General features: G+C 69.8%; 19 protein-coding genes and 2 riboswitches. Of the genes, 6 read left to right on the top strand and 13 right to left on the bottom strand.

The features are described 5' to 3' along the window. Positions 1–11 precede the first annotated feature (11 nt). Genes FOC67_RS15700 through FOC67_RS15685 form a run of 4 tightly spaced genes read right to left on the bottom strand, consistent with a single transcriptional unit; the run spans position 12 to position 3,481 of the window. Positions 12–725 (bottom strand): ABC transporter permease, encoded by a 714-nt coding sequence (locus FOC67_RS15700; protein ID WP_009313849.1) that lies wholly within the window; start codon positions 723–725, stop codon positions 12–14. Beyond that, positions 722–1,411, bottom strand: a complete 690-nt coding sequence (locus FOC67_RS15695; protein ID WP_009313850.1) for an ABC transporter permease — start codon at positions 1,409–1,411, stop codon at positions 722–724. Before FOC67_RS15695 ends, FOC67_RS15700 begins: the two co-directional genes overlap by 4 nt. Positions 1,412–1,466: 55 nt before the next feature. Further along, positions 1,467–2,252, bottom strand: a complete 786-nt coding sequence (locus FOC67_RS15690) for an ABC transporter substrate-binding protein (protein WP_003124439.1) — start codon at positions 2,250–2,252, stop codon at positions 1,467–1,469. A 59-nt stretch (positions 2,253–2,311) separates the two neighbouring features. Then, positions 2,312–3,481, bottom strand: a complete 1,170-nt coding sequence (locus tag FOC67_RS15685) for a M20 aminoacylase family protein (RefSeq protein ID WP_003114014.1) — start codon at positions 3,479–3,481, stop codon at positions 2,312–2,314. 100 nt (positions 3,482–3,581) lie between these two features. Between FOC67_RS15685 and FOC67_RS15680 the strand changes: the two genes are divergently transcribed. Both FOC67_RS15680 and FOC67_RS15675 read left to right on the top strand, forming a co-directional pair. Further along, on the top strand, positions 3,582–4,571 hold the full coding sequence (locus tag FOC67_RS15680) for a LysR family transcriptional regulator (RefSeq protein WP_003130750.1): 990 nt from the start codon (positions 3,582–3,584) through the stop codon (positions 4,569–4,571). Positions 4,572–4,655: 84 nt separating this feature from the next. Beyond that, positions 4,656–6,293 carry a methyl-accepting chemotaxis protein gene (locus tag FOC67_RS15675; protein ID WP_003110302.1) on the top strand — a complete coding sequence of 546 codons (1,638 nt, stop codon included), beginning with the start codon at positions 4,656–4,658 and terminating at the stop codon, positions 6,291–6,293. 8 nt (positions 6,294–6,301) lie between these two features. Here FOC67_RS15675 and FOC67_RS15670 read toward each other — a convergent pair whose 3' ends face one another. After that, positions 6,302–6,559: a hypothetical protein gene (locus FOC67_RS15670; RefSeq protein WP_003110303.1), complete on the bottom strand. Its 258-nt coding sequence runs from the start codon at positions 6,557–6,559 to the stop codon at positions 6,302–6,304. A 53-nt stretch (positions 6,560–6,612) separates the two neighbouring features. Next, entirely contained in the window at positions 6,613–7,386 is a 774-nt protein-coding gene (locus FOC67_RS15665) for an SDR family oxidoreductase (RefSeq protein ID WP_003091027.1), read from the bottom strand. Between the two features lie 210 nt (positions 7,387–7,596). Here FOC67_RS15665 and FOC67_RS15660 point away from each other — a divergent pair, with 210 nt between their 5' ends. The 3 genes from FOC67_RS15660 (at position 7,597) to FOC67_RS15650 (ending at position 10,063) form a co-directional block, all read left to right on the top strand. Further along, positions 7,597–8,433 (top strand): AraC family transcriptional regulator, encoded by an 837-nt coding sequence (locus FOC67_RS15660; protein WP_003091026.1) that lies wholly within the window; start codon positions 7,597–7,599, stop codon positions 8,431–8,433. Between the two features lie 50 nt (positions 8,434–8,483). Further along, entirely contained in the window at positions 8,484–9,077 is a 594-nt protein-coding gene (locus FOC67_RS15655; RefSeq protein WP_003114018.1) for a LysE family translocator, read from the top strand. A 119-nt stretch (positions 9,078–9,196) separates the two neighbouring features. After that, the gene (locus tag FOC67_RS15650) at positions 9,197–10,063 is read left to right on the top strand and encodes an MBL fold metallo-hydrolase (RefSeq protein ID WP_003138656.1); all 867 of its coding nucleotides are present in this window, start codon (positions 9,197–9,199) and stop codon (positions 10,061–10,063) included. On the opposite strand, the gene FOC67_RS15645 is transcribed toward FOC67_RS15650, so the two are convergent. Genes FOC67_RS15645 through FOC67_RS15630 form a run of 4 tightly spaced genes read right to left on the bottom strand, consistent with a single transcriptional unit; the run spans position 10,064 to position 15,042 of the window. Then, positions 10,064–11,095 (bottom strand): iron ABC transporter permease, encoded by a 1,032-nt coding sequence (locus FOC67_RS15645; RefSeq protein ID WP_023125645.1) that lies wholly within the window; start codon positions 11,093–11,095, stop codon positions 10,064–10,066. After that, the gene (locus FOC67_RS15640) at positions 11,092–12,063 is read right to left on the bottom strand and encodes an ABC transporter substrate-binding protein (protein WP_009313853.1); all 972 of its coding nucleotides are present in this window, start codon (positions 12,061–12,063) and stop codon (positions 11,092–11,094) included. Before FOC67_RS15640 ends, FOC67_RS15645 begins: the two co-directional genes overlap by 4 nt. Beyond that, the gene (locus FOC67_RS15635) at positions 12,060–12,833 is read right to left on the bottom strand and encodes an ABC transporter ATP-binding protein (RefSeq protein ID WP_009313854.1); all 774 of its coding nucleotides are present in this window, start codon (positions 12,831–12,833) and stop codon (positions 12,060–12,062) included. Before FOC67_RS15635 ends, FOC67_RS15640 begins: the two co-directional genes overlap by 4 nt. A gap of 52 nt (positions 12,834–12,885) precedes the next feature. Next, positions 12,886–15,042, bottom strand: coding sequence for a TonB-dependent siderophore receptor (locus tag FOC67_RS15630; protein ID WP_004363311.1), 2,157 nt, complete (start codon positions 15,040–15,042; stop codon positions 12,886–12,888). 98 nt (positions 15,043–15,140) lie between these two features. Next, a riboswitch (cobalamin riboswitch) is annotated at positions 15,141–15,346 on the bottom strand. A 156-nt stretch (positions 15,347–15,502) separates the two neighbouring features. Then, positions 15,503–15,668: riboswitch (yybP-ykoY riboswitch) on the top strand. Positions 15,669–15,677: 9 nt separating this feature from the next. Here FOC67_RS15630 and mntP point away from each other — a divergent pair. After that, positions 15,678–16,247: a manganese efflux pump MntP gene (gene mntP, locus FOC67_RS15625; RefSeq protein WP_009313855.1), complete on the top strand. Its 570-nt coding sequence runs from the start codon at positions 15,678–15,680 to the stop codon at positions 16,245–16,247. 53 nt (positions 16,248–16,300) lie between these two features. Here mntP and FOC67_RS15620 read toward each other — a convergent pair whose 3' ends face one another. Genes FOC67_RS15620 through cbiE form a run of 3 tightly spaced genes read right to left on the bottom strand, consistent with a single transcriptional unit; the run spans position 16,301 to position 19,366 of the window. Further along, complete coding sequence (locus FOC67_RS15620) at positions 16,301–17,029, bottom strand: cobalt-precorrin-6A reductase (RefSeq protein ID WP_009313856.1); 729 nt, start codon at positions 17,027–17,029, stop codon at positions 16,301–16,303. Next, a complete protein-coding gene (locus tag FOC67_RS15615) occupies positions 17,026–18,126 on the bottom strand; it encodes a cobalt-precorrin-5B (C(1))-methyltransferase (protein ID WP_003112035.1) in 1,101 nt (366 codons plus the stop codon). Before FOC67_RS15615 ends, FOC67_RS15620 begins: the two co-directional genes overlap by 4 nt. After that, positions 18,119–19,366 (bottom strand): precorrin-6y C5,15-methyltransferase (decarboxylating) subunit CbiE, encoded by a 1,248-nt coding sequence (gene cbiE, locus FOC67_RS15610; protein ID WP_003112036.1) that lies wholly within the window; start codon positions 19,364–19,366, stop codon positions 18,119–18,121. Before cbiE ends, FOC67_RS15615 begins: the two co-directional genes overlap by 8 nt. Between the last annotated feature and the right edge of the window lie 4 nt (positions 19,367–19,370).

Below are 19,370 nucleotides of genomic sequence, written 5' to 3'. Positions count from 1 at the left end.
TCCGGGAGAGGTCAGTGGGTTTGCGGTCTGAGGTAGGCCAGCCAGCGCAGCTCGCCGCGGCGGAACAGCCAGATCAGCAGGAAGGCGGTGCCGGCGTAGAGCGCGCCGGCGATGCCGAAGGACAGGAACGGCGCATAGGTGGCGGAATTGACGTCGCGGGCCACCTTGAGCAGGTCCGGCACGGTGGCGGTGAACGCCACCGAGGTGGAATGCAGCATCAGGATCACTTCGTTGCTGAAGTACGGCAGTGCCCGGCGCAGCGCCGAGGGCAGGACGATGCGCCGGTAGAGGGTGAAGCCGCCCATGCCGTAGGCGCGCGCCGCTTCCACTTCGCCGTGGGGCGTGTTCCTGATCGCGCCGGCGAAGATTTCCGTCATGTAGGCGCAGGTGTTGAGGACGAAGGCCAGTACCGTGCAGTTGAAGCCGTCGCGGAAGAACGCGTTGAGAAAGTCCTGGGCGCGTATGGCATTCAGGCTGTAGACGCCGGTGTAGAAGAACAGCAACTGGATGTACAGCGGGGTGCCGCGGAACACGTAGGTGTAGAGCCAGACCGGGTAGCGCAGCAGCGGGTTGCCGCCGGTCCGCGCCACCGCCAGCGGGATGGCCAGCAGGAAGCCAAGCGCCACGGCGAGGATCAGTAGCCACAGGGTCATCGCCAGTCCGGTCAGTTGCAGGCCGTCGGTCCACAGGTAGGCCTGCCAGTATTCGTCGAGTACCGCGTTCATGGCAGCGGCCTCCTGACGCCCAGCGAGCTGCGCCGCTCCAGCCACAGCAGCGCGGCGTTGGAGATTGCGGTGATGGCCAGGTAGATCAGCCCGCAGACCAGGGTGAAGTGGAAGAACTGCAGGGTGCCCTTGCCGGCGTCCTGGGTGGCCTTGACCAGGTCGCCGAGGCCGATGATCGAGACCAGCGCGGTGGACTTGACCAGCACCTGCCAGTTGTTGCCGATGCCCGGCAGGGCGTAGCGCAGCATCTGCGGCAGGAGTACCCGGCGGAACACTCGCCAGCGCCCCATGCCGTAGGCTTGCGCGGCTTCGACCTGGCCGGCCGGGACCGCCTGGAAGGCGCCGCGGAAGGTTTCCGTGAAGTAGGCGCCATAGATGAACGCCAGGGTGACGCAGCCGGCGGCGAACGGGTCGATGTCGACCTGGGCGATGCCGAGGGCGTCGGTGACGCGGTTGAGGAGGATCTGCAGGCTGAAGAACAGCAACAGCATGATGACCAGGTCGGGGACGCTGCGGATCAGCGTCGTATAGCCGCTGGCCAGGGCGCGCAGCGGGCGGTTGGCGGCGAGCTTGGCGCTGGCGCCGAGGAGGCCGATGAGCACGGCGCCGAGCAGGGAGCCCAGCGCCAGTTTCAGGGTCACCAGGGTGCCGGTGAGTATCTGCGGGCCGAAGCCGTCGAGGAACATTTCACTCTCCATTGCTTGTTGTTGTCGGTCGAGGTGAAAAACGGCCGGACGCCGTTCAGGGCGCGCCGTAGAGGTCGAAATCGAAGTAGCGGGCATTGATTCGCGCGTAGGTCCCGTTGGCGCGGATCGTCGCCAGCGCCTTGTTCAGGTCCTCGCGCAGCGCCACGTCTTCCTTGCGCAGGCCGATGCCGTCGCCGACCCCGAAGTAGCGGGGGTCGTCCAGCACCGCTCCGGCCAGTTCGAAATCCTTGCCGACCGGCTTGTCGAGGAAGCCGTAGCTGGCCTGCACCGCGCCTTGCAGCGAGGCGTCGAGGCGGCCCATGACGAGGTCGGCGTAGACCTGGTCCTGGTTCTGGTAGGAGACGACCCGCACCCCCTTGGCGGCCCATTCGGCCTTGGCGTAGGCCTCCTGGTTGGAGCCCTGGCCGACCCCCACGCGCTTGCCGCGCAGGCTCTCGGCGTCGGGCAGGAGCGCCGAGCCACGGCGTACCACCAGGCGGCTCGGTGCGTTGGAGACGCGGTCGGTGAAGGCGATGTGCTGTGCGCGTTTCGGCGTGATGGTCATCGACGAGACGATGGCGTCGATCTTGCGCGACAGCAGCGCCGGGATGATGCCGTCCCAGTTGCTTTCGACCCATTCGCAGCGGGCTCGCAGCTCCGCGCAGAGGGCTTCGCCGATCTCGATGCCGAAGCCTGCCAGGCGGCCGTCCGGCTGCTTGTATTCGAGCGGCGGGTAGGTCGGGTCGACGCCCAGGCGCAGGACCTTGCCGGTCCAGTCGGCGGCGCCGGCCGGTGCGGCGAGGAGGAGGGAGAGGGCGATGCTGCCGAGGGTTCTTGTCATTGTGGTTGTCCTCTGTCGATCCGCGCGCGCCAGGCCGCGCGCCCGTTGAAAACCCTGGCTCAGGCCAGGAAACGCTCGGCCAGCCGCACCCAGTAGCTGGCGCCGACGGCCAGGCAGTCGTCGTTGAAGTCGTAGCCGGGGTTGTGCAACTGGCAGCCGCTCTCGCCCTGGCCATTGCCGATCACCAGGTAGCTGCCGGGGCAGCGTTCGAGGATGAAGGCGAAATCCTCGCTGGCGGTGAACGGCCGCAGTCCGTCGATCAGGCATTCCTCGCCCAGCCAGTCGCGGGCCACCTCGCGGGCGAACGCGGTCTGTCCGGGATGGTTGACCAGCACCGGATGGCAATGCCGGTAGTCGACCTCCGCCCGCGCGCCGAAGCTGGCGGCCTGGCCGCGGGCCAGTTCGCCGATGCGGCGCTCCAGCAGGGCACGGGTTTCCGCGGTCAGGGCGCGGACGCTGAGGATCATTTCGGCGCTGGCCGGGATCACGTTGGAGACCGTCCCGGCATGGATCGCGCCGACGCTGACGATCGCGGTGTCCTGCGGATCGACGTTGCGCGAGACGATGCTCTGCAAGGCCAGCACGATGGCGGAGCAGACCACCACCGGGTCGACGGTGCGCTGCGGCACCGCGCCGTGGCCGCCGCTGCCGATCACGCGGATGACCACGGTGTCGGCCGAGGCCATGAAGGGGCCGGGATGGAAGCCGAGGTGGCCGACGGGGTATCCCGGGACGTTGTGCATGGCGAAGATGGCGTCGCAGGGGAAGCGCTCCAGCAGCCCGTCGTCGAGCATCGCGCGGGCACCGCCGAGGCCCTCTTCGGCAGGCTGGAAGATCAGTTGCAGGGTGCCGCGCCAGTGCGGCGACTCGACCAGGTGCCTGGCCGCGGCGAGGAGCATCGCGGTGTGGCCGTCGTGGCCGCAGGCGTGCATCACGCCGTCCACCTGGCTGGCGTAGGGCAGGCCGGTGGCTTCCTGGATCGGCAGCGCGTCCATGTCGGCGCGCAGGCCCAGCGCGGGGCCCTCGCCGCGGCACAGGGTGCCGACCACGCCGGTGCGACCCACCCCACGGCTGACCTGGTAGCCCCAGGCCTCCAGGCATTCGGCGACCAGCGCGGCGGTTCGCCGTTCCTCGAAACCCAGCTCCGGGTGGGCATGGATGTGGCGGCGCAAGGTAACCATTTCTTCCCGCAGCGCCGCGATGGCGGGCAGGACGGCAGGCTCGGTCATTCTTCTTGTTCTCCTCAAGGGCTCCGACCGGTGGGCGGCAGGGTGTTGTCGAAGCCGATGGTAGGCAAGCGGGGGACTGGCGGGGAGGCTCGCTTTGGCTATGATGACAACCTTTCGTTGTCACCTCGGTAAGCCCGTGAAACTCCACCAGTTGCAAGCCCTGGTCGCCAGTGCCGACGCCGGCGGCATCCGCGCCGCCGCCCGCGCCCTGGGGATTTCCCAGGCGGCCGTGACCCGCGCGCTGCGCGAACTGGAAACCGAACAGCATCTGCCGCTGTTCGTCCGCACGCCCAGCGGCCTGACCTTCACCGAATACGGCAAGGCGCTGCTGATCCACGCCCGGCTGGTGCTCAAGCAACTGGAGCACGCGCAGGTCGAACTCGACCACCTGCGTGGCCAGGCCAGCGGCCGGCTGTGCATCGGGGTGACGCCTTGGGTGGCGCTGACCTTCCTCTCGGAGGCGGTGCAGGCGTTCCGCGAGCGCATGCCGGAGGTGCGCCTGGAGCTTTTCGAAAGCCTGATGGCGGTGGCCCAGCCATTGCTTCGCGACGGCAGCATGGATTTCGCCATCGGCCCGCTGCACGGCGCCCAGGCGGCCCAGGAATTCGCCTGCGAGAAGCTGCTCGACTACGACACCGCGGTGCTGGTCCGCCAGGGGCATCCGCTGGCGGGTTGCGGCTCGATCCACGAACTGCTGGAACAGGATTGGGCGTTGAACTACACCGGCGACGGCCACGACACCCTGATGCGCGAGCTGTTCTGGCGCCACGGCGCCTTGATCGACGAGCGGCGCATCGTTCGCGCGCACTCCGTGGCGATCCTGCAGACCCTGGTGGAGCAGGCCGACATGTGTACCTGGGTGCCGGCGATCATCGGCGCCGCCCCGCCGTTGCTCGGCCGGGTGGTGCCGCTGGCGCTGCGGGAAACCTTCGAGCCACGGCGGCTGGGCATCATCACCCGGCGCGGCGGCGCCCTCAGCAATCCGGCGCAATGCTTCGTCGAGTGCCTGCTGCAGGTGATCCGCCGCCACGCCCGCTCGGCGAAGAAGGATGACCGGCGCCTGTTCGAAACCCTGCGCCTGCTAGTCTGATTCCTACTGGCACGGACGTACGGTCGCTCAAGATCGGTCGTGCTGCGACCGATAGCCTGGAAAGCCACGAGCGAGGATGCCGGCATGCTGCAATGGTTCGCTAACCTATCGTTCCGCAGGAAAATCGCCCTGCCGATCCTCCTGCTCGCGGTGCTTCTGCTGCTGGTGGGCGCGCTCGGCGTGCATGGCATCGCCCAGCAGAACGAATCCAACCAGCGCCTGGGCAAGCGTTTTCTCCCCGGCATCGCCCTGCTGCTCAACGCCGACCGCGATCTCTACCAGGCCTTCGTCGCCGAGCGCAGCCTGCTCGATAGCCTCCTGAACGCCGAGCAGATCGCCGGCCTGAGGAACGATCACGCGGAAAACCTGCAGCAGGCCCTGGATCGGGTGCGCCAGTACGCGGCGATGCAGCCGGGCGAGGCGGAACTGGCCAAGGTCGCCGAGTTCGAGCGCGGCTATGCCCTCTGGAGCGCGACCTCGGCGCGGGTGCTGAGCCTGGCGGCCAGCGATCCGAGCGCCGCGGCGCAGCTCAGCTACGGTGACAGCGATCGCCAGTTCGGGGCGATGCGCGAGGTGATCAACCAGCTCGACGAGATGGAAGAGGCGGCCGCGGCCGCCGACGGCGAGGCGTCCTCCGCGCTGGGCGAGCGCCACCGCTGGCAGCAGGTGGCGCTGGTGGCGTTCGGCCTGCTGGTGTGCCTGTCGCTGGTACTGGTGTTCCCCGGCCTGGTGACCCGTCCGTTGCAGCGCCTGCTGCAACGCCTGGAAGAGATCGCCAACGGCGATGGTGACCTGCGCGTGCGTCTGGAGGTCACTTCGCGCGACGAACCCGGCCGCCTCGGCAGCGCCTTCAACGCCTTCCTCGACAAGTTGCAGCCGCTGATCCGCGAGGTCGGCCGGGTCACCGGCGAGGTCGCCGATTCCGCCGGTTCGCTGGCCGGCATGACCGCCGCCAACGATCGTCTGATCAACAGCGAGCACGCGTCGGTGGACCAGGTCAGCACCGCCGCGACGCAGATGAGCAGTGCCGTCCACGAGGTGGCGCGCAACGCCCAGAGCGCCGCGCAGGTGGCCGATGACGCCCGCCGGCAGGCGCGCGAGGGTGCCAACGTGGTGGAAGCGACCATCGAGGTGATCCGCCAGTTGGCGCAGGAAGTGGAGAGCAGTTCCGAGAGCATCCAGCAACTGGCCCAGGAAACCGCCAGCATCGACGCGGTGCTGACGGTGATCAAGGGCATCGCCGAACAGACCAACCTGCTCGCCCTCAACGCCGCCATCGAAGCCGCGCGGGCTGGCGAGCAGGGTCGCGGCTTTGCCGTGGTGGCCGACGAGGTGCGGGCGCTGGCGGCGCGCACCCAGGATTCGACCAAGGACATCCAGGCGCGCATCGAGCGCCTCCAGGCCGGGGTGCAGAACGCCGTGCGGGCCATGCAGTCGGGCAGCCTCAAGGCGCGCGACAGCGTCGAGCGCGCCGCCGGGGTCGACGGCGTGCTGGCCGCCACCGGCGACGCGGTGGGGCGGATCAACGACCTCGCCGCGCAGATCGCCTCGGCCTGCGAGGAGCAGAGCCGGGTGATCGACGAAATCGCCCGCAACATCAGCGAGGTGCGCGAGATTTCCGCCCAGGCGGCGGAACATTCGGAGCAGGGCACCGGGGCCAGCCGCCGGCTGTCCGAGCTGTCCTCGGAACTGGCGCGGCTGGTCGGCCGTTTCCGCGTCTGAAGCCCCGCCTAGCGCGGCGCCAGCCAGATCGCCACGCCGGCCAGTGCCGCCGGGACCAGGAAGACCAGCAGCAGGATCGGCAGTTCTTCGCGCAAGCCGTAGCCGGCGTGCTGGACGCCGACCCACAGGTTGACCAGCGCGACGGCCAGCCAGATCGGCAGGAACAGGCCGGCAGCGAGCGCCGGCCCGGCCTCCCAGAGTTTGCCGAAGAGCAGGAACAGACCGAGCAGGGCGATGCCGCCGGCGATTACCAGGGTCACGTGCATGGGGTCTTTCCCGGACAGGTGCCGGTCGCCGTGGCGGCGACCGGGACGCTGGGTCACTTGGTGGTGTAGCCGCCGTTGATGAGGATGGTCTGGCCGGTGATCCACCAGCCTTCGCTGACCAGGTGGCGGATGAACGGCACCACGTCCTCGATGTCGGTCAGGCCGGTCCTGGAGAAGGGCGACAGCGCCGCTGCGGTCTTGTGGTAGGCCACCGCGTCGGCGCCCTCGGCGGGATAGAAGAAGGGCGTGTCCATCGGACCCGGGCCGACCGCGGTGACCGAAATGCCGCGCGCGCCGAATTCCTTGGAGGCGGCGCGGGTGAAGTGCTCCACCGGCGCCTTGGTGCCGGCATAGGCGGCGTAGTACGGGGTATAGGCGCCAAGCAGGGAGGTCACCAGGGTGCAGATCTTGCCGTTGTCGTTGACGTGCTTGCCGGCTTCGCGCAGGAAGAAGAACGCAGACTTGGCATTGACCGCGCTCATCTCGTCGTATTCGGCCTCGCTGATCTCGGTGAAAGGCTTCTTCAACACCTTGCCGACGGTGTTGATGGCGATGTCCGGCTTGCCCACCGCGGCGATGGCGTCGGCGAACAGCTTTTCCATGGCCGCGGCGCTGGTGAGATCGCCCTGCAGCGCTACCGCCTTGGCCCCGGCTGCCTGCAGCGCGGCGACGGTGGCGTCGGCGTCGGCCTTGCTCGCGGCGCTGTTGTAGTGGATGGCGATGGCCTTCGCGCCGTGGGCGGCGAGATCGCGGGCGATCAGCCCACCCAGGTTCTTGGCGCCGCCGGTGACGAGGACGGTCTTGCCTTTGATGGAGTGGTCGACCATGGGGTGTTTCTCCTGCGGTGAGTGGAGAACCCAGTCTAGGGAGGGCGGCCTTGCGGAGTAATCGCGGCGGCCTGGATAGATTGTCCAGAAACGCCGATCAATTCCCGCCTCCGGAGGAGCGCAGCCGGCTGCACGAATCTTCTAGAACCCCGGGACGGGCGCGTTATAGTCGCGACGACGAAACCAACGAGTGGGAAGACCTGACGCACGATGGGCAGCCGAGACTGGATCGACCTGGCCCGCGACGCCGAGACCGGGATCGAGACCCTGCGCGCCCATTTCGAGGGCCACGCCTACGATCCGCACTGGCACGACAGCTACCTGATCGGCTACACCGAGATCGGCGTGCAGCAATTCAACTGCCGCCGACGCCGACACGACAGCACCGCCGGCCAGGTATTCCTGGTCGAACCGGGGGAGATCCACGACGGTCGCGCGCCGATCGCCGGCGGCTTCACCTACTCGATGCTGTACCTGCAGCCGGACTGGCTGCGGCGCGAACTGCGGGCGACCTTCGACGATGCGCCCAGCGACCGCGACCCCGGCTTCCACGCCAACCTCACCGAAGACCCGCGCCTGACCCTGGCCATCGCCCAGGCCTTCCGCGTCCTGCATGGCCGCGAGCTGCGACTGCTGCGGCAGACCGCCCTGGAGCTGGTGCTGGAGCGGCTGCGCGTGCACCTCGGCTGGCGCGAGGCGAAGCCATTCGATCCACGCCTGCCGCTGGTGGCGCAGAAAGCCCGCGACTACCTGCATGCGCACTTCTACCAGGACATCGGCCTGGACGAGCTGGCCAGCGCCTGCGGCACCGACCGCTTCCGCCTGAACCGTGCATTCAAGGCCGCCTACGGCTTGCCACCCTACGCCTACCTGGTCCAGTTGCGGCTGGCCAAGGCGCGGCAGATGCTCGCTGTCGGCGGGCAACCGGCGGACCTCGCCAGCGCCCTCGGCTTCGCCGACCAGAGCCATCTCGGCCGCTGGTTCCGGCGCGCCTACGGGATGACCCCGGCGGCCTACCGCCGGCAGTGCACCCAGCTTCCAGACTGAGGCCCGGCGCGTCGCCAGGATGAAGGCTCCCCCGCCACAGGAGCCCGTCCATGCAATCCCTCGTGCCCTTCCTGCTGTTCGCCGTCGTCGCCTCGATCACCCCCGGACCGACCAACATCCTGGTCCTGAGCAACAGCCAGCGCCACGGCCTGGCCGCCGCCTGGCCGATCGTGCTCGGCGCCTGCGCGGCGGTGGCGGCGCTGATCCTGCTGCTCGGGCTCGGCCTGGGCGAGCTGCTGCGGCGCCACCCATTGCTCCAGCAGGGGCTCGCCTGGCTTGGCGTCGGCTGGCTCAGCTACCTGGCCTGGAGCCTGTTCCGCAGCGCGGGCGGCATCGACGGCGCGGAGCCGCCGCGGCGCCTCGGCGTGCTCGGCGGCGCGGCGTTGCAACTGGTCAATCCCAAGGCCTGGATGATGGCCCTCGCCGCGCTGGCACTGTTCGCCGGGGAAGGCGCCGGACAGGCCGGGCGGATCGGCCTGCTGGCATTGCTGTTCTTCCTGGTTTCGCTGCCGTGCCTGGCCAGTTGGGCCTTGCTCGGCGTCGGCAGCGCGCGGCTGCTGCGCTCGCCGTCGCTGATGAAGCGCTTCAACCAGGGCATGGCGCTGTTGCTGCTGGCATCGGCCTGGGCCGCCCTGCTGCTCTGAGGCGGTCCGGTAGCTTCCTGACAAACCTGTGGGTTGGTACGCCGGGCCCGGGTTGGCTATGGTGGGACGATCCGTAGCCATGGCGCGGTCGCCGTCAGCACGCCGCGCAAGGAACCTCCATGTTGAAACCCGACATCACTGCCTTCTTCGACCCGGCCACCTCCACCTACAGCTACGTGGTGCGCGACCCGTCCAGCCGCGCCTGCGCCATCGTCGACCCGGTGCTCGACTACGACCCGGCCGCCGGGCGCACCAGCCATGCCAGCGCCGAACGCCTGATCGCCCACGTTCGCCAGCACGACCTGCAGGTGGAATGGCTGCTGGAGACCCACGTGCACGCCGACCACCTGTCGGCGGCCATCTTCCTGCAGCGCGAACTGGGCGGGCGCCTGGCCATCGGCGCGCGAATCACCCAGGTGCAGGCGAAATTCTCCGGCCTGTTCAACCTGGGCGAGGCGTTCCCGGTGGACGGCCGCCAGTTCGAACACCTGTTCGAGGACGGCGAGTCGTTCCGCATCGGCGCCCTGGAATGCCGCGCGCTGCATACCCCGGGGCATACCCCGGCGTGCATGACCTACCTGGTCGGCGACAGCGCCTTCGTCGGCGATACCCTGTTCATGCCCGACTACGGCACCGCCCGCTGCGATTTCCCCGGCGGCGACGCGCGCCAGCTGTATCGCTCGATCCAGCGCCTGTTCGCGCTACCCGACGCGACCCGCCTGTTCATGTGCCACGACTACACGGCTCCAGGCCGCGACGAGCACCGCTGCGAAACCAGCGTCGGCGAGCAGCGCCGGCACAACGTGCACGTCCGCGAAGGCGTCGACGAGGAGGCGTTCGTCGCCATGCGCCAGCAGCGCGATGCCACCCTCGGCATGCCGACCCTGATGCTGCCGGCGATCCAGGTCAACATGCGCGGCGGCAACCTGCCGCCGGTGGAAGGCAACGGGGTGCGTTACCTGAAGATCCCGCTGGATCTGTTCTGATCAGCTGCGGCGACGCAGCAGGAGAATGAAGAACAGCCCGCCGATGGCCGCGGTGGCGATGCCGATGGGCAGGTCCTGGGGGGCGATCAGGGTGCGCGCGGCGACATCCATCCAGACCAGGAACAGCGCGCCGAGCAGGGCGCACACCGGCAGCAGCCGGCGGTGCTCGGCGCCCACCAGCAGGCGCGCGGCGTGCGGCAGCATGAGACCGACGAAGCCGATGGCGCCGCTCACCGAGACCAGCACGCCGGTCAGCAGCGAGCAGCAGACGAAGACCCACAGGCGTACGCGACGGGCGTCCAGGCCGAGGGTCACGGCGGTCTGTTCGCCGGCCATCAGCGCGTTCAGCGCACGGCCCAGCCCGAGCAGCACCAGCAGGCCGCCGGCCACGCACAGCGCCGGCAGCCAGATCAGCGACCAGCGCGCCAGGCCGAGGCCGCCGAGCATCCAGAACAGCACCGAGGAGGCGGCGCGGTGGTCGCCGAGGAACAGCAGCAGGTTGGCCAGCGCCAGGAGCACGAAGGACACCGCGACCCCCGCCAGCAACAGCCGGTCGCTGCCCAGGCGGCCGCCGCGGCTGGCCACGCCGAGCACCAGCAGCATGCTGCCGAGGGCGCCGAGGAAGGCCGCCAGCGGCAGGGTCAGCAGGCCGATCACCTCGCCGATGTAGAGCACCACCAGCACCGCGCCGAGGGTCGCGCCGGAGGTGGCGCCGAGCAGGTGCGGATCGGCCAGCGGATTGCGCGTGACCGCCTGCAGCGCCGCTCCCACCAGCGCCAGGCCGGCGCCGACGCAGGCACCGAGCAGTACCCGTGGGGCGCGAATCAGCCAGACGATGTGCTCCTGGCCGGCGCTCCAGGCGCCGGGCTCCGCCGCCACGCCGAACAGGCGCTGGAGGACGATGCGGCCGACCAGGCCGCTGTCCAGTCGCGCCGGACCGAAGCCGAGGGCGACCACGCAGGACAAGCCGAGCAACAGGACCAGGCCGCCCAGCAACAGGCAATAGGCGCGAGGGCTGCGGAACAGGGTCATGGACGTGGCGCCCGAGGGTGGAGGCCGGCGACCAGGGTTTCTATCGCCGCGGCGTTGCCGATGCCCGGCGTGGCCTGGTTATAGGGCAGGACGATGAAGCGTCGCTCGCGGATCGCGGTCAGGCTGCGCAGCGCCGGGTTCTGTTCGAGGAAACGCTGCTTCTGCGCGGCGCTGGTCTCGCCGTAGTCGACGATGACGATGACCTGCGGATCGCGGGCGACCACGCTTTCCCAGTTGACCTGGGTCCAGCTGGCCGCCACGTCGTCGGTCACGCTGCGACCGCCGGCGGCCTCGATCAGCGCCTGCGGCATGCCCAGGCGGCCAGAGGTGAAGGGGCGGTCCTCGCCGCTGTCGTAGAGGAACACCCGCGGCGCCTCGGCGTTCGCCGGGATGCCGGCGCGGGCGCGCTCGATGCGTGCCTGGAGGCTGGCGACCAGGCGCTCGGCGCGCGGTTCGACGTCGAAGATCCGTCCCAGGTTGCGCAGGTCGCGGTACAGCTCGTCGAGGCTGGCGCGGCGCGGCTCGCCGATCTGCGCGCAGGATTCGCTCAGCTCGTAGACCTTCACCCCCAGCGGCTCCAGGCTGGCCGGAGTGAGGTCGCCGCCGACGCGCATGCCGTAGCCCCAACCGGCGAAGAAGAAGTCGGCGTCGACATCGAGCAGGGTTTCCGCCGTGGGGTAGCGCGCCACCAGCTCGGGCAGCGGCTTGAGCGCGGCGATCAATCCGGGATCGGCATTCTTCCACCAGCCGCTGATGCCGGTATAGCCGACCATGCGCGTCTGCAGACCGAGGGCGACCATCATCTCGGTGAGGTTGATGTCGTGGCTGACCGCGCGCGACGGCGCGCGCTCGAACGTCACTTCGCGCTCGCAACTGCGCACGCTGAGCGGGTAGCGCTCGGCCAGCGCGGCATCGGCGCAGGCGAGCAGGGCGCCGAGCAGCAGGTGGTGCAGGATCGGGTGCTTCATGCTTGGGTAATCCAGGTCAGGCGCGGGTGGTCGGCGAGGGGGTGGCGGTCGACCAGGGCGCCGACGCCGAACACCCGCCACAGCAGGTCGGCGTCGAGCACCTCGGTCGGCGTGCCCTGGGCGACGATGCGCCCGCCGTCGAGCACGTAGAGGCGGTCGCAGAAGGCCGCCGCCAGGTTGAGGTCGTGGAAGCTCGCCAGGGTGCTCAGGCCGAGGCCGCGCAGCAGGCGCAGAAGCTCCAGCTGGTAGCGCGGGTCGAGGTGGTTGGTCGGTTCGTCGAGGATCAGCAGGCGCGGTTCCTGGACCAGCGCGCGAGCCAGCAGGGCGCGCTGCTTCTCGCCACCGGAGAGGCTGGCGAAGGGGCTCGCGGCACGCCCTTCGAGACCGACCTGGAGCAGCGCCTGGCGGACCCGCTGGCGGTCGTCCGCGCCGTGGCCGTCGAACAGGCCCTTGTGCGGCGTGCGGCCCATGGCGACCACGTCCTCGACGGCGAGGCCGAAGTCCTCGGGGAATTCCTGCAACACCACCGCGATGCGCCGGGCGGCCCAGCGCGGCGGCTGGCGCCAGAGGTCGTCGCCGTCGAGCACCACCCGGCCGCGCTGCGGTCGCGCATAGCGGAAGGCGCAGCGCAGCAGGCTGGTCTTGCCGCTGCCGTTGGGGCCGATCAGGCCGACGAAGCTGCCGGCCGGGACTTCCAGGTGCACGCCGCGCAGCAACTCGGTGGAGGCGTCGGGCGACCAGTGCAGGGCATCGAGGTGAAGGGACGACATGGCTACTCGCAGGTCCGGTGGTTCAGCAGAGACGATTGCCGCGGTGCCGACTTCAGAAACTGAAGTCGGCGGTGACGTTGAACGAGCGCGGCTGGCCCATGATCCATTGCTGGCCGTTGTTGTTGTCAGCCAGGGCGTACTGGCGGTCGAACAGGTTGTACAGCTCAAGGCCGAGGGTCAGGTCCGGCCGTACCCGCCAGCCCAGGTTGGCGTCGACCACCGTGTAGCCGGGCAGGCTGGCCTGGTTGGCGGCGTCGGCGTAGCGCCGGTCGACGTAGCGCAGCCCGGCGCCGACGCGCAGGGTCTCGGCGAAGGACTTGTCCAGCCAGAGGTTGGCGGTGCGCCGTGGCACGTTCCTGGGGCGGTTGCCGTTGCGCGAGTAGGTCTGCTTGTCGATCGTTTCGTCGAAGTCGTCGTATTCGGCACGCACCAGCGCGGCGTTCGCCGACAGCCGCCAGTCCTGGGCCAGGTTCAGTTCCAGGCTGGCCTCCAGGCCGTCCGAACTCTGCTGGCCGACCTGCTGCGCGTCGTGCGGCGGCAGCGGGTTGGCGCTGAGCAGCTTCTTCTTGACGATATGGTAGGCGGCCAGGGTCCATTCGCCGCGACCGTCCGGGAACAGTTGCTTGAGGCCGACCTCGGTCTGCTTCGAGTGGGTCAGGTCCATTTGCTGCTGGGCCGCGTTGAGGGTGATCAGGTTGCTCACGCCGTCCTCGCTGGTGGAGTACTGGCCGTACAGCGACAGTTCCGGGGTCAGCGCGAAGACCAGCCCGGCGCGCCAGTTGCCGCCCTGCAGGCTGCGGTCGCTGCGGGTGCCGGCGCGCAGGTCGTCGCGGTCGATATGGTTCTGGTCGCGGCGCACCCCGGTCACCAGCGACAGGCGCTCGTTGAGCTGCAGGCGGTTCTCGGCGAACAGGGCGAAGGTGCGGGTCTGGCTGCGCGAGTGCGGCCGGTAGGGCGAGCGGCTTTCGAAGTAGCCAGGCGCGGGGTGCCAGGGGTCGATGTAGTCGCCGCCGACATCGGTATAGGGCGAGTTGTTGGTCAGGCGGAAGCGGATGCGGTTGTACTCGGCGCCGACCAGGGTGCGGCTGTCGAGGCCGAACAGGGCGTGCTGGAAGGCGAAGGTCTGGCGGTCGCCGATCTGCTCCTGCTCGTGGCTGATGCGCAGGTAGTCCCTGCGCAACAGCTCTTCGCGCGGGACGTCCCATTCGTAGGTTTCGGCGTTGCGCCAGTGACGGCGGGCCTTGATGTAGTACAGCTGGTTGCTCGCGGTGACGCTGTCGGAAAGGCTCCAGTCGCTGGTCAGGCGGGTCCACTGGTCGTTGTAGCGCTGCACGTCGTTGCGCACGTTGTAGTTCTTCTCGCGCAGGCGCTTGTGGTACTTGCCGCCGACCAGCGGGGTGCCGAAGTCGTTCATCGGCTCCTGGTCGCCATAGTCGTGGGCGAGAGTGAAGGCCAGATCGTCGCTGGCCTGCCAGCGCAGCGCCGCGCTGATGCCCAGGTTGCGCGAGTCGCCACGGTCGATCCAGCCGTGGCTCTGCTGCTGGTTCAGGTTGAGCCGGTAGCTGAGGCTGTCGGTCAGCGAGCCGCCGCTGTCCAGGGCCAACTGGCGGTTGTCGTAGGAGCCGTAGCCGAGGCGCAGGTGGTTGCGGATCTCGCCGGCGAAAGGCTTCTTCGGCACCACGTTGATCACCGCGCCGGTGGCGCCTTCGCCGTACAGCACCGAGGCCGGGCCGCGGATCACGTCGATGCGCTCGACCATCCACGGATCGCTGGGGAAGTTCACCGTGCCCATGCCGGTGTACAGGCGCGTGCCGTCGAACAGTTGCATCACCGATGCGTGGCCGCTGAAGCCGCGCGCCGAGAGGCCGGTACCGCCATCTCCTGGGGTGCCGATGAAGCTGATGCCGGGGCTGCGGGTGACGGCGGCCTGGACGCTGGGGTTGTTGCGCCGGCGAACTTCCTCGCCGCTGATGCTGCTGGTGCTCGCCGGGGTGTCCAGGGCGCTGAGGCCCAGGCGCGAACCGGCACTGACCGGCGTGGCGAGATCGATGTGGTCGAGTTCGGCGGGGTCCTGGCGAACGCTGACCAACTGGCTGGGCAGGGCGAGGGCGGCTTCCTCGGTTTCGGCGAGGGCGGGCGGTACCAGCAGCAGGCTGGTGGATAGGCCGAGGGCGAAAGGCTCGGTGCGCAAACGGCTGAAGCGGGGCATGGGCGTTCCATCTCATGACCGGGCAGGACGGAACGCGCAGGAAATCGCAGGCGCGACAGCGCCTCGAACAACCGGCTCGCTCCCGCCCACCGCGGGTGTGCCAACAGGGCGTTGCAGGCCGGTCTCCGGGCTTGCGAGGGTCGTGAAATCCTCGCCTTCCCATGCTGGAGCACAGTGGCCTGAAGAGGATTTCGCTCGCTTACCGTTGCGGGGGCAGCGCCGGACTGATCACCGAAGTGACGCACCGGCTTCCCGTTTCACCTCCTGCGCGGCGGCAGGAGGCACCTGGAACGGGCCGGATGGGAACATCCGCACCGTTTCCAGTCAAGCCTTGAACGATCTGGATTGAATAAAATGTTATACTATAACAATTCACCTGTGCAGTCTTTCTTCGCCGGACCCACGCCCCGGCGCAGCTTCCCGGGTCATCACATTTTCTTCACGCCGGCCTGCTATGCTGCCGGCCTTCCTTGGGGAGTAGCCTGCCGTCACCCGTTGACGGCGCGCTGGTCAACATTCTTGGCAACCTGCCATGGCCAGCGCATCCAACCGGATTGGTGAGACCAACGACATTCCTGCGCCAAAGCCGGGCCGCGGGGTCATGTCGTTGACTCATGCCCGGCTGGAGTATCCGCGTGAATCCCGTTTCCCTGATCTTCCTCGCCTTCGCCATGTCCACCGATGCCTTCGCCGCGGCCATCGGCAAGGGCTCCAGCCTGGATCGGCCGCGCCTGTCGGAGGCGCTGCGCACCGGGATAATCTTCGGCGTGATCGAGGCCATCACCCCTCTGGTCGGCTGGCTGCTTGGCCAGGCCGCCAGCCAGTTCGTCGCCGACTGGGACCACTGGATCGCCTTCGTCCTGCTGGTGCTGCTCGGCCTGCACATGATCCACAACGGCCTGCGCGCGGATCATGCGACGGAACAGGAAAAGCCCGGCCAGCATTCGTTCTGGATTCTCGCGGTGACGGCGCTGGCCACCAGCATCGACGCGCTGGCGGTGGGCGTCGGCCTGGCCTTCGTCGACGTCAACATCTTCCTCGCCGCTGGCGCCATCGGCCTGGCCACCATGACCATGGTCACCCTCGGCACCATGCTCGGCCGGGCGCTCGGCGCAGTGACCGGCAAGCGCGCGGAGATGGTCGGCGGGGTGGTGCTGATCCTGGTCGGTGCGACCATTCTCTACGAGCATCTCCGCGCGGCGTGAGCGGCATCGGAGACGGGGCGGGACAGGTCGCGGCGAGTGGGTGGGCGTTCGCTTCAGGCGCTTTCCCAATCGCGGATTGCCGCCAGCAGCGCCTCGCCGTCGGCGAACTCGCGGTCCGCCGGCGGCAGCGGCGGACGTGCCAGGACCAGCATCGGCAGGCCCATTTCCCGCGCCACCTGGAGCTTCGGCTCGGTGGCCTGGCTACCGCTGTTCTTGCTCACCAGCACGTCGCAGGCGAGGCGCTCGAACAACGCCCGTTCGCCATCCAGGCTGAACGGCCCGCGCGCGCCGATCACCTCGGCGCGCGGCGCGGCCGGCTGGCCTTGCAGGCAGCGCACGGTCCAGTGCTGGTGCGGCGGGACCTGGCCGAGATGCTCCAGCGGTTCGCGGCCGAGGGTGAACAGCGGACGGCGGAAGGGTGCGAGGGCGGCGATCAGCTCGCGCCAGTCGGCTACCTCGCGCCAGTCGTCGCCGGGCCCGGCCTGCCAGCCGGGCCGGCGCAGCGCCCAGCAGGGCACTCCGGCCAGTCGCGCGGCGCGCACGGCGTTCTGGCTGATCCGTGCGGCGTAGGGGTGGGTGGCGTCCACCAGCAGGTCGAAGCCCTGCTCGTCGATGAACGCCGCCAGCCCTTCGGCGCCGCCGTAGCCGCCGACCCGGACCCGGCAGGCCAGGTCGCCGGGCACCTTGCCCAGCCCGGCGAGGCTGTAGAGATGCGCCGGACCGAGCCGGCGGGCGAGGGCCAGGGCCTCACCGATCCCGCCGAGCAGCAACAGGCGCTTCATCGGCGCTCCTCGCAGGCCTGGCCGACCAGGTTGCCCTGGCGGTCGATGGCGAAGACTTCCAGCGCCACCTCGGTGGGCACGATGCCGCGGGCGAAGCGCAGGGCGTGGGCGCAGACCGCATCGCCCAGGGCCACGCCTTCGGCGTGTGCCTGGGCCAGCGCCTGCTGGCTGGTGTTGGCGGCGCGCATGCAGTCCTGTAGCGCGGCGCTGGCGCCGAGCGCGGCAGCCCAGCCGGCCAGTTGCGGCAGGTCGATGCTGGAGTGGCGGCTGTGCAGGTCGAGGTGGCCGCCGGCGAGCTTGCTGATCTTGCCGAAGCCGCCGCACAGGCTGAGCTTTTCCACCGGTGCCTTGCGCAGGTGCTTGAGCACCGCGCCGGCGAAGTCGCCCATCTCGATCAGGGCGATCTCCGGCAGCCCATAGCGCCGGCGCATGGCGTCCTCGCTGGCGTTGCCGGTACAGGCGGCGATGTGGCGGACGCCGTTGGCGCGAGCGACATCGATGCCCTGATGGATCGAGGCGATATAGGCCGAGCAGGAGAACGGCCGGACGATGCCGCTGGTGCCGAGGATCGACAGCCCGCCGAGGATGCCCAGGCGCGGGTTCATGGTCTTCAGCGCCAGCTCGGCACCGCCCTCCACGCCGATGGCGACTTCGAAGCCGCCGGCGTAGCCTCGTTCGGCGGCGAGCTGGGCGAGGTGGCGTTCGATCATCTGTCGCGGCACCGGATTGATCGCCGGCTCGCCGACCGCCAGGGTCAGCCCCGGGCGGGTCACCGTACCGACCCCGGGGCCGGCATGGAAGCGCACGCCAGGCTCGGCGCCCAGGCGCACCCGGGCGAACACCAGGGCGCCGTGGGTGACGTCGGGATCGTCGCCGGCATCCTTGAGGGTGCCGGCTTCCGCGCCGTTTTCCCAGGCGCGGCAGAATTCCAGGCGCATCAGCACCTGCTGGCCCTTGGGCAGGACGATCTGCACCGCGTCGCTGATCGTGCCACCCAGCAGCAGGCGCGCCGCCGCCAGGCTGGTGGCGGTGGCGCAACTGCCGGTGGTGTAGCCGCTGCGCAACGGCGCGGGCTGCTCGGGGGTTTCCTCACGCATCGCGGGGAGGCTTCCTGGCGGCGGGTTTGCGCAATTCCAGCAGGGTGATCGGCAAGGCCTGGCGCCAGGTGTCGAAACCGCCCAGCGGTCGCGCGTGGGCGACGCCGAGGCGGGTGAGGTCGCCCCCCAGGCGTTGCTGCCAGTCGAGCAGCACCCGTTCGCTCTGCAGAGTGACGGCGTTGGCGAGCAGGCGGCCGCCGGGCCGCAGGCGCTCCCAGCAGGTCTCCAGCACGCCCTCGGCGGTGACCCCGCCGCCGATGAAGATGGCGTCCGGCTCGGGCAGTTCCAGCAGCGCCTCCGGGGCGCTGCCGGCGACCAGGTGCAGGGTCGGTACGCCGAGGGCGTCGCGGTTGTGGCGGATATGTTCCTGGCGCTCGTCGTTGGCTTCGATGGCGATCGCCCGGCAACTGGGGTGCGCGCGCATCCATTCGATGCCGATGGAGCCGCAGCCGGCGCCGACGTCCCAGAGCAGCTCGCCGGGGCAGGGCGCCAGGCGCGCCAGGGTCACGGCGCGGACGTCGCGCTTGGTCAGCTGGCCGTCGTGGCGATAGGCTTCGTCGGCCAGGCCCGGGGTCAGCGGCAGGCGCACGGCGCCGGTGCCGGCGCGGCATTCCACCGCCACCAGGTTGAGATCGGCGGCGCGCGGCAGCGACCAGTCGCCGGCGAGGCCGTCGAGACGGCGCTCGAGCGGCCCGCCGAGGTGTTCCAGCACGCTCAGGCGACTGGCGCCGAAGCCACGGGCGTTCAACAGGCGGGCGATGGCGGCCGGGCTGTCGCCGTCGTTGCTGAGGACCAGCAGGCGCCGGCCGTCGTGGACCTGTGCCTGCAGCGCCGCCAGCGGGCGCGCCACCAGCGACAGGCAGGCGACTTCCTGCAGGGCCCAGCCGAGGCGGGCGGCGGCCAGCGAGAGGGAGGAGGGCGCCGGCAGGACCCGCAGTTCGGTCGCCGGCAGTTGCCGGGCGAGACTGGCGCCGACGCCGAACAGCATCGGGTCGCCGCTGGCCAGCACGCAGGTCGGCTGGCCGCGTCGGGCCAGCAATGGTTCCAGGGAGAACGGCGTCGGCCAGGTTTCGCGGGCGGCGCCGATGCACGGCGGCAGCAGTTCCAGCTGGCGTGCCGCGCCGACGATCCGGCTGGCTTGTAGCAGGGCACGCCGGGCCTGCTTGCCGAGGCCGGGATAACCGTCCTCGCCGATGCCCACCAGGGTCAGCCAGGGCGGCGTCGAGTCTGCCGATGACACGGTT

The sequence above is a fragment of the Pseudomonas sp. FDAARGOS_761 genome (assembly GCF_013343155.1).
GTDB classification, from domain to species: Bacteria; Pseudomonadota; Gammaproteobacteria; order Pseudomonadales; family Pseudomonadaceae; genus Pseudomonas; species Pseudomonas aeruginosa.
This window is presented reverse-complemented; position numbering and strand designations above follow the sequence as displayed.

What these genes read in the sequence shown, in the direction of transcription:
- FOC67_RS15630 (WP_004363311.1), bottom strand. Translation starts at nt 15,042, where the DNA reads ATGCCCCGCTTCAGCCGTTTGCGCACCGAGCCTTTCGCCCTCGGCCTA.
- FOC67_RS15670 (WP_003110303.1), bottom strand. Translation starts at nt 6,559, where the DNA reads ATGCACGTGACCCTGGTAATCGCCGGCGGCATCGCCCTGCTCGGTCTG.
- FOC67_RS15680 (WP_003130750.1), top strand. Translation starts at nt 3,582, where the DNA reads ATGATGACAACCTTTCGTTGTCACCTCGGTAAGCCCGTGAAACTCCAC.
- FOC67_RS15690 (WP_003124439.1), bottom strand. Translation starts at nt 2,252, where the DNA reads ATGACAAGAACCCTCGGCAGCATCGCCCTCTCCCTCCTCCTCGCCGCA.
- FOC67_RS15635 (WP_009313854.1), bottom strand. Translation starts at nt 12,833, where the DNA reads ATGTCGTCCCTTCACCTCGATGCCCTGCACTGGTCGCCCGACGCCTCC.
- FOC67_RS15660 (WP_003091026.1), top strand. Translation starts at nt 7,597, where the DNA reads ATGGGCAGCCGAGACTGGATCGACCTGGCCCGCGACGCCGAGACCGGG.
- FOC67_RS15655 (WP_003114018.1), top strand. Translation starts at nt 8,484, where the DNA reads ATGCAATCCCTCGTGCCCTTCCTGCTGTTCGCCGTCGTCGCCTCGATC.
- FOC67_RS15700 (WP_009313849.1), bottom strand. Translation starts at nt 725, where the DNA reads ATGAACGCGGTACTCGACGAATACTGGCAGGCCTACCTGTGGACCGAC.
- FOC67_RS15685 (WP_003114014.1), bottom strand. Translation starts at nt 3,481, where the DNA reads ATGACCGAGCCTGCCGTCCTGCCCGCCATCGCGGCGCTGCGGGAAGAA.
- FOC67_RS15645 (WP_023125645.1), bottom strand. Translation starts at nt 11,095, where the DNA reads ATGACCCTGTTCCGCAGCCCTCGCGCCTATTGCCTGTTGCTGGGCGGC.
- FOC67_RS15665 (WP_003091027.1), bottom strand. Translation starts at nt 7,386, where the DNA reads ATGGTCGACCACTCCATCAAAGGCAAGACCGTCCTCGTCACCGGCGGC.
- FOC67_RS15675 (WP_003110302.1), top strand. Translation starts at nt 4,656, where the DNA reads ATGCTGCAATGGTTCGCTAACCTATCGTTCCGCAGGAAAATCGCCCTG.
- FOC67_RS15650 (WP_003138656.1), top strand. Translation starts at nt 9,197, where the DNA reads ATGTTGAAACCCGACATCACTGCCTTCTTCGACCCGGCCACCTCCACC.
- FOC67_RS15640 (WP_009313853.1), bottom strand. Translation starts at nt 12,063, where the DNA reads ATGAAGCACCCGATCCTGCACCACCTGCTGCTCGGCGCCCTGCTCGCC.
- FOC67_RS15620 (WP_009313856.1), bottom strand. Translation starts at nt 17,029, where the DNA reads ATGAAGCGCCTGTTGCTGCTCGGCGGGATCGGTGAGGCCCTGGCCCTC.
- FOC67_RS15695 (WP_009313850.1), bottom strand. Translation starts at nt 1,411, where the DNA reads ATGTTCCTCGACGGCTTCGGCCCGCAGATACTCACCGGCACCCTGGTG.
- FOC67_RS15615 (WP_003112035.1), bottom strand. Translation starts at nt 18,126, where the DNA reads ATGCGTGAGGAAACCCCCGAGCAGCCCGCGCCGTTGCGCAGCGGCTAC.